Source organism: Mesorhizobium sp. M1A.F.Ca.IN.020.04.1.1, assembly GCF_003997315.1.
Lineage (GTDB): Bacteria > Pseudomonadota > Alphaproteobacteria > Rhizobiales > Rhizobiaceae > Mesorhizobium.
Map to the genome: position 1 here is coordinate 1 of NZ_RZSN01000210.1, position 8,770 is coordinate 8,770.

6 protein-coding genes are annotated in these 8,770 nt (G+C 62.2%); 1 reads left to right on the forward strand and 5 read right to left on the reverse strand.

Features of this window, described 5'->3' with window-relative positions; all coding sequences use genetic code 11:
• Nucleotides 1-308 precede the first annotated feature (308 nt).
• Nucleotides 309-899 (forward strand): transglycosylase SLT domain-containing protein, encoded by a 591-nt coding sequence (locus EOA49_RS27865; RefSeq protein WP_127240715.1) that lies wholly within the window; start codon nt 309-311, stop codon nt 897-899.
• 20 nt (nt 900-919) lie between these two features.
• Here the strand turns inward: EOA49_RS27865 and EOA49_RS27870 are convergent, their stop codons facing one another.
• The 5 genes from EOA49_RS27870 to EOA49_RS27890 all read right to left on the reverse strand — a co-directional run.
• Complete coding sequence (locus EOA49_RS27870) at nt 920-3,130, reverse strand: ABC transporter ATP-binding protein (protein ID WP_095802382.1); 2,211 nt, start codon at nt 3,128-3,130, stop codon at nt 920-922.
• 50 nt (nt 3,131-3,180) lie between these two features.
• Nucleotides 3,181-4,338, reverse strand: coding sequence for an ABC transporter permease (locus EOA49_RS27875; protein WP_066990564.1), 1,158 nt, complete (start codon nt 4,336-4,338; stop codon nt 3,181-3,183).
• A 12-nt stretch (nt 4,339-4,350) separates the two neighbouring features.
• On the reverse strand, nt 4,351-5,385 hold the full coding sequence (locus EOA49_RS27880; RefSeq protein ID WP_067328931.1) for an ABC transporter permease: 1,035 nt from the start codon (nt 5,383-5,385) through the stop codon (nt 4,351-4,353).
• Nucleotides 5,386-5,534: 149 nt separating this feature from the next.
• The gene (locus EOA49_RS27885) at nt 5,535-7,193 is read right to left on the reverse strand and encodes an ABC transporter substrate-binding protein (protein WP_127240716.1); all 1,659 of its coding nucleotides are present in this window, start codon (nt 7,191-7,193) and stop codon (nt 5,535-5,537) included.
• Between the two features lie 270 nt (nt 7,194-7,463).
• The coding region (locus EOA49_RS27890) for a translocation/assembly module TamB domain-containing protein (RefSeq protein ID WP_206520234.1) at nt 7,464-8,770 on the reverse strand (1,307 nt) is incomplete at its 5' end.

An 8,770-nucleotide genomic window follows, 5' to 3' on the forward strand; every position in this document is an offset into this window, starting at 1 on the left:
TAAGGGTTGACCACACGCCGTGGCGGCAGCTGCGGAATGGGGGCGGGCCCGCGGTTGCTGGTCCGTTCGGCGCCGCGTTTTCGTCTTGGTTCGGTCATGCGTCTATCAGAGCGCCGACGTCAGGCGCGAGCTGTCAGGAATTCGCCATTTGCCGGCGTGATTTTAGCCAAGGCGGCATTTTTTCGTTCTGATGAAGACAAATGCGACGAACGACGTCGAAATATCGATAGAGTCAAATCGAGGCGCCTCGGCCGGCGTTAAGGAAGCTCGAAAGATTCCTTTTATGATTTCGCCCTATTCGTCTTCCGATGCCTAGCTCGAGTTTTAGTAAAATTGTCGTTGTCTCTGTGCTGCTGGCGCTTTCGGCCTGCGCGACGGCGCCCAGCCACATCAACAATGTCTGCGCCGTCTTCGACCAGAATGACGGTTGGTTCGACAACTGGCAGTCCGCCGCCGAGCGCACCGAACAAAAATACGGCATTCCCGTTCCGGTGCTGATGGCGACGGTGCGCAAGGAATCCGGCTTCAAGAGCAACGCCCGGCCACCGCGCGCCAAGCTGCTCGGCTTCATTCCCTGGAAACATGTCTCCACCGCCGCGGGCTATTCGCAGGCGCTGGACGGCACCTGGTCGCAATATCAGATGGAGACCGGCAACTGGGCGGCGCGCCGCAGCCGTTTCGCCGACGCCATCGACTTCGTCGGCTGGTATCATTCCAAGACTGTCGACAGCTTCGGCGTCGCCCGCAACGACACCTACAGTCTCTATCTCGCCTACTATCTCGGCTGGTCGGCCTACAGACGCGGCAATCGCGGCGATGCCGGCGTGCAGAACTACGCGCGCGCCACGGACCAAATGGCCCGCGACTACGCCGCCCAGTTGCGGCAATGTGGGAACTGAGGCCGGGACCCGGCGAAGTTTTAGTTCGGCTTCGGCCTCTTGCCCCTCGGGCGCTTGGGCGGGGTGCCGGCAAAGCCCGGCCCGGTGCCGTGCGGCGCGTCGTCCGGCACGCCTTCATGTGCCGCATGCTCCTTGTCGAACTTGATGACCGGCTCCATCTTCGCCAAGACATCGTCCGACAGCCAGCACAGGCTCATATGGCCGTTGCCGAGATTCTTCACCGGCGGCACCGTCGTCTCGCACAGATTGTCCGGCACCAGCTTCTTGTAGCCGCAGCGCGTCTGGAAGGGGCAGCCGGTCGGCGGGTTCATCGCCGATGGGATATCGCCTTCGAGCACGATGTGCTTCTTGACCACGCTGGTGTCGGCGATCGGGATCGCCGAGAGCAGCGCTTCCGTGTAGGGATGGTAGGGCGGCGAGAAGATCTGGTCCGTCGTGCCCTGCTCGACGATATAGCCGAGATACATGACGACGACGCGGTCGGCGATGTAGCGCACCACGGACAGGTCGTGGCTGATGAACAGCATGGTCGTCTTGTTCTTGCGCTGAATGTCCATCAAGAGTTCGGTCACCGCCGCCTGCACCGAGACGTCGAGCGCCGAGACCGGCTCGTCGGCCACCACCACCTTGGCGTCGCCAGCGAAGGCGCGGGCCACGCCGATGCGCTGCTTCTGGCCGCCTGAGAGCTGGCGCGGCTTGCGGGTCTCGAAGGCCCGCGGCAGCTTCACCAGGTCGAGCAGCTCCAGCATGCGCTTGCGCCGCTCGGCGACGGTCTTGCCGACATTGAACTTCTCCAGCGTGCGGATGATCTGCGAGCCGACCGTATGGCTGGGGTTTAGCGTGTCGAACGGGTTCTGGAACACCATCTGGATCGACGATACCGTTTCGACATTGCGGCTCTCGATGCCGGTCGACTGGATCTCCTTGTTGCCCAGCGTCACGGTGCCCGAGCTTGCGGTCTCAAGCCCCAGAAGCACCTTGGCGAGCGTCGATTTCCCGCAGCCGGACTCGCCGACGATCGCGACCGTTTCGGACTCGCGCGCGGTGAACGAAATCGTCTCGTTGGCCTTGACGACGCGGCCTTCGCTGGAGCCGAACACCTCGCTGCCGCCGACCTTGTAGTACTTCTTGAGATTGTCGATCTTGAGCACCGGCGCGCCGGGCTCGACCTTTTCGTTGACCTTCTTGGCGCCGGGCGGCAGCGCTTCCCAGTCGATCTCGTTGAAACGCACGCAGCGCGAGAAATGGCCCTCATGCCCCTCGACGGCAACCATCGGAATTTCGGCGGCGTTGCAGACGCCCTCGACGAAATGGTGACAGCGGGGTCCGAAATTGCATCCCTTCGGCCGCTCATGCGGCAGCGGCAATTGGCCGGGAATGGAGATCAGCGGCCGCGAATTCTTGTCGGCGCCAGGCAACGGAATCGAGCGGAACAGCCCTTGCGTATAGGGGTGGCGCATCCGGTCGAACACGTCCTCGATCTTGCCGGTCTCGACGGCCTCGCCGGAATACATCACCGTGATCTTGTCGCAGGTCTCGAGAATGAGGCCGAGATTGTGCGACACGAAGATCATCGAGGTGCCGAACTTCTGGCCCAGTCCCTTGACCAGTTCGACGATGCCGGCCTCGACGGTGACGTCGAGCGCCGTCGTCGGCTCGTCGAGGAGCAGCAGCGCCGGTTTCGACAGCAGCGCCATGGCGATGACGATGCGCTGCTGCTGGCCGCCCGAAAGCTGGTGGGGATAGGAGCGCATCATGCGCTCCGGATCGGGCAGCTTGACCGCGCGCACCATCTCCAGTGCACGGTTATGGGCCTCTTCCTTCGAGACCTTGTCGTGGATCAGCGGCACTTCCATCAATTGCTGGCCGACCTTCATCGCCGGATTGAGGCTCGCCATCGGCTCCTGATAGATCATGGCGATCTTGTTGCCGCGGATGGCCCGAAGCTCCTCGTCGGACATGTCGCCCATGTCCCTGCCCTGGAACTTGATGCGGCCGCCGACGATCTTTCCGATGTTTGAGAGGTCGCGCATGATGCCGAGCGACACGGTCGACTTGCCGCAGCCGGATTCGCCGACGATGCCCATCGCCTCGCCGGGCATGACCGTGCAGGAAAAGTCCATCACCGCCGGGATCTCGCCCTTGCGGGTGAAGAACGAGATCGAGAGGTTCTCGATCTCGATGATCGGCCCATTGGTCGTCTTGGCTGGATCTCGAACTGCCTCGTTCATGGGTCGCTCCAATCCTTGCTTCCTGGAAGATGGGGCCCGAAGCCCCGCCATCAATCCTTCATCGACTGTTCGCGCAGCGAATCCGCCAAAAGGTTCAGGCCCAGCACGAACGACATCAGCGCGATCGTCGGCGGCAGCGCCGGGTGGATGAAGGAGCGCAAGAGCCGGCTGGCATCCTTGATCGCGGTGCCCCAGTCGGGACTCTCCGGCGCCAGCCCCAGGCCGAAATAACCGAGCGTGCCGAGCAGGATCGTCGTATAGCCGATGCGCAGGCAGGCATCGACGATCAGCGGTCCGCGTGCATTGGGCAGGATTTCCCACAGCATGATGTACCAGGGCGATTCACCGCGCGTCTGCGCCGCCGCCACGTAGTCGCGCGTCTTGATATCCATGGTCAGCCCGCGCACGATGCGGAACACGCCGGGGCTGGAAGCGAACACCACCGCCACGAAAATGTTGAGCTGGTTGGGATCGATGTGGACGATCCTCAGCGGATCCTTGTCGAAGACGAGGCCCGTATAGATCCAGCCCCCGATGACGAGCGTCAGGCCGAGCAGGATATAGAGCCGGTCCGGCCGGTTCTTGTAGCGGGTCCAGAACAGCACGCAAAAGAAGATGATCGGGAACAGGAAGAACAGCCCCGCCAGGGCGTACGGGATAGGCGTGTCCATGATGCCTGGCGTCACCAGCAGGTAGAACAAAAGGATCACCGGGAAGGCCAGCACCAGATTGGCGAGGAAGGACAGCACCGTGTCGATCTTGCCGCCGTAGTAACCGGCCGGCAGGCCGAGCGTGATGCCGACCATCAGCGCAAAACCGGTCGCCGCAGGCGCGATGATCAGCACGATCTGGCTGCCATAGACCATGCGCGAGAACACGTCGCGGGCGAGCTTGTCGCCGCCGAAATAGTAGACGAGCTTCGATGTCGGCTCGATCGCGCCGGGCAGCGTATCCTTCATGATCGACACCTGCGCCAGCGGATCGAAAGGCGAGATGGTCGAGGCGAAGATCGCCGTGAACAGCCAGAACAGGCAGATGCCGACGCCGGCAATGCCGACGCCGCTGTCAAAGAGCTGGCCGTAGAGCCCGAGCTTCTTCTTGTAGGTAAAGCTAACGCCCATCACCAGGACAAGCGCGACCCATACCGGCCAGAAGCGCCAAAGCACGCCGAGCACGACATCGAAGGCACCGATGTATTCGATCTGCATCCGCCCTACCCCCTATTGAACTCTGATGCGCGGATTGAGAAACGCGTAGCCGACATCCGAGATGAGTTGGGTGATCAGCACGATGAATACCGAGACCAGCGAGCAGCCGAGCAGAAGGTCGATGTCGTTGTTGCCGGCGGCCTCGACCAGCGTGTAGCCGAAACCCTGGTAGCGGAACATCACCTCGACGATGACGACGCCGGTGAGCAGCCACGGGAACTGCAGCATGATGACGGTGAAAGGCGCGATCAGCGCGTTGCGTAGCGCGTGCTTGATCACCACACTGCCGAAGGAGAGGCCCTTGAGGCGGGCCGTGCGGATATACTGCTGCGTCATCACCTCGACCATCGAGGCCCGTGTCATGCGCGCGATATAGCCGGTGCCGTAGATCGCCAGAGTGATCACCGGCAGGGTGAAATTGTAGAAGGTGATGCCCTGGCTGGCGGATGCCGCCGAGCCGTTCAACCAGCCCAACCACGAGGCGAAGATGACGGTGAAGATGACGCCCGACACATATTCGGGCGTCGCCGTCGAGGCGATGGAGGCCACCGACAGGGTCCGGTCCGTTCGCGAGCCTTCGCGCATGCCGGCAAGGATGCCGATGAGCAGCGAGATCGGCACCATCACCGCCAGCACCCAGAACATCAATATGCCGGTGGCGCCGAGTGCCGGAAACAGCTTGGCCGCGACCGTCGTCTTGAACTTGGTCGAACAGCCGAAATCGCCCTGCAGCACGCCGGAGAATTTCGGCTCGACCGGATCGTTGCAGAAGGAGAAGCGCTGCGTCACCTTACCGGTGGCAGGATCGGTGATCGGCTGCTTGGGCAGGACGCCCAGCCATTGGCCGTAGCGCGCAAAGAAGTTCTGCCGGTAGCCGTGATTGACCAGCCAGCTTTCGAGCTGTTCGGCCGACGTGTGCATCTCGGTCTGGCTGATCGCCAGCTTCTTCAAGTTGGGCTCGAGATTGACGAGAAAGAAGACGACCAGCGTCAGGCATAGCATCGTGAGCAGAATCGTGCCGATGCGTCTGGCAATGAATGAGAACATGCGCGCTCCCCTGCCGGCCGGGTTGGGGTCAGATAGGTTCAACCCTGTGTCGGATACCTTGTGAGGCTCCGCCACCGTTGCACAATACGCAACGGCGACGAAGCTGCAAATAAGAGGGGCTGACGCCCCTCATATTTATCGCAAAAGGATCACGCCTGTTCGAGCCAGACCTTGCCGAAGTCGTGCTCATAGGTCGGGTGCATCGAGTGGTTCTTCACCTCGGGCTTGATGTTGATGTAGAGCTTGCGCCAGTAAGGCTGGATGATGATGCCGGAATCCTGCAGGGTCTGCTCGATGTCCTTCATCACTACCTTGCGCTTCTCCGCATCGGCGATGCCGAGCGCCTCGTTGACCTTCTTGTCGAAGTCGGGATTGGCGTAAGCCGTCTCGTTCCACGCTTCGCCGGAGCGATAGGCGATGGAGATGACCTGGATGCCCAGCGGGCGCATGTTCCAGTTGGTTTGCGAGAACGGATACTTCGTCCAGTCGTTCCAGAAGGTCGAGCTCGGCAGCACGGTGCGCTTCACCTTTATGCCCGCTTCGCGCAGCTGGGCCGCGATCGCGTCCGTGGTGTTCTTGTGATAGTCTTCGTCGTTGCTGATCAGTTCGTGCTCGAAATCGATCACGCCGGCTTCCGTCAGCATCTGCTTGGCCTTGGCGATGTCGCGCTTGACCTCGGGCAGCTTGACATATTCCGGATGGATCGGCGCGACATGGTGGTTTTCAGCCGGGGTGCCGGCATTGCCGTAGCCGAGCTGCAGCACCGTGGCGTTGTCGACCGCAAGCAACATCGCCTGACGAACCTTCTGGTTGTCATACGGCTTGTGGGTGATGTTGAAGCGCGACACCACGGTGGCGGCCGTGACGACCTCCGAAACCGGCGCGCCGACATCAGCGATGATCTTGATGTAGTCGGCGGTCGTTTCGTGGTTGGTCTGGACTTCGCCGGATTCGAAAGCCGAAACCGTCGCCGCCGGATCGGTGCCGTAATCGATGAACTCGACACCATCGAGGAAAGCTTCGCCCTGCCACCACTTGCCGGTCTCGCGGCGCTTGTAGACCACCTTCTGGCCGACATCGTAGGAGACAAGCTCGAACGGGCCGGTGCCGATCGGGCAATTCTTGAAGTTGGCGCCCTTCTCATCGAAGGTCTTGTGCACGACCAGTGCCGGATAATCGCACATGTTCGGGATGATGGCGATGTCGGGCTTGCTCAGCTTGAGCTTGACCGTCATGTCGTCGACCTTAACCACGGAGCCTTCGCGCAGCTTCTTGGTGCCGTCGTCGACCAGGCTGCCGAGGCGGCCAGGCATCGAGTTGCCTTCCGCTGCCTTGTCGGCCCAGCGGGTGAAATTGTAGATCACGTCGTCGGCGGTGAACTTGTCGCCGTTATTCCATTCGACGCCTGGCCGCACATGCAGCGTGTATTCGGTGGCGTCGTCGTTGATGTCCCAGCTTGCCAGCAGGTAAGGCGCGAAGGTGTACTCCTTCGTGTACTTCACCAGCGGCTCGAGCGCCTGGCGCTCGGCGTTGGCAATCTCCGACCAGTCGGCGGTGCGTGGATCCTTGGGATCCTTGATCGACATGGCGACCTTCAGCACGCCGCCCTTCTTGCCCTGCACTTCCTCGGCCTTGGCCGGCGTCGGCGCGGCGAGACCGAGCATGCCGTAAGCCATTGCCGTCGATGCACCGAAAACGCTGGCCAACGCCAGGAATTCACGGCGGTCCACCGTGCCCGACTTGGCCGCTTCGGCCATCGCCAGGATGTGGTCCGGAACGCGATCACCGTTACTTTTGTAGATTGCCATGACTGACTCCCATTGTTTGGCTTTCTGCCTTTTAACATTCCGCATCCAGACCGTGATGTCAAAAGCCGGTTTGGAATTGGAACATGGTGGGGAATGTGCAACTTTGGAATGGGGCCGGTTGGCGTGATAGCGACAGCCTTGACGCAAATTTGTTAGTCCACAGCACATTTCCAAAAATTAACAGGGCAATCAAATCAAGACATTGCCGGCGGACAGGGCCTCGTGCGCGCGCCAAAAGTCCTCTTCAGCCCGCCGGGGCGGGCAACACCGTCAATATTCGCGTTCGTAAAAGACGCCGCCCTTGGCTTCGCCCGCGTCGTTGGCCTCGCCGCGCAGCTTCACGCCCCTCCCGACATTGAGATCGATCGTCGCCTTGCCGGAGCCCGGTTTGTCGCCCTTCTGGATTGTCACATAGGTACGGTCGTTGAGATACTTGCCGGCCGAAACCGCGGTGCCCCCCTTCTCGTCGGTCGTCACGTCGAGATCGTCGATGCCGATCGCGCTGCGTAGATTGTCGAGCAGCGAGGTCGTGCCGCCGGCGCCGGCCAATTGCGCGGCCGCGTCGGCGAGCTGGGCGATCTGCAGCGGCGAGAGATTGGACATCGAGCGGCCGAAGATCAGTTGCGCCAGCACCTCGTCCTCAGGCAGCGCCGGTGCGGAGGAGAAGTTGAACTTCGGGTTGGTCGCTTCGCCCGAAACGACGATGGTGACGGTGGCGCTGCTGGTCGTCGTGGTCGCGGTCAGGTTGAGGTAAGGCACAAGCGAACCCTGGAACCCGACTGTGCCCTCGGTGAAGGTCAGCCGCTTGGCAAGGATCGTCAGCCGGCCGCGTTGCAAGGTGAAGGTTCCGACGGCCTGCGGCGAGGATGCCGGGCCGGTCAGCTTCAGCGAGCCGCCTAGCTCGGCGTCGACGCCCCTGCCCTGGATGAAGATCTGATTCGGTGCGTTGACCGTCACGTCGAGGACAAGGCCGCTGCCGCTGCTGCCGCCGCTGCTGGATGTCGGCGGGTTCAGAGCCCTGTCCTGCGCGCGCACCGCGCGCGGCGGGTTCTTATGCTTCACATCCAACTCCGAGAGCGAACCGGGCAGTTTGTCCGGCACGGTGATGACCGTCCTCGCCAGATTGATGGTGCCGGCGATCACCGGCGCCGACACGAGCGGGCCTTTAATGGTCAGGTCGCCGCCGAGATTGGCGGTCACCACCCTGCCGTCGGTGTAGCGGGCGTCGGTGAGTTTTATCGACAGGTCGGCCGGAAAACCTTGCGCCGGCGTGATGCCGACGGTGCCGCTCGCCGAAAGGCTGCCGCGCGTCGACAACGTGCCCGTAAGGCGATTGATCCTGGCGACGCCGCCGCCGATCGAGACGTCAGCCCCGATGTCGTTGACCGCCAGCCCGGAGCGCGCGTCGATCAGACGGGCGCCCGACGTCGAGACTTTGCCGCTGATCACCGGCGCGGATACAGGACCGCGCACCTGCACGTCGACATTGGCGGTTCCGTTGAGCGCCCGGCCCTGCACGGCGCGTTTTGAGGCAAGGGAGGAAAAACGCACCCTGCCTTTGTAATCGAGCGCCAGGG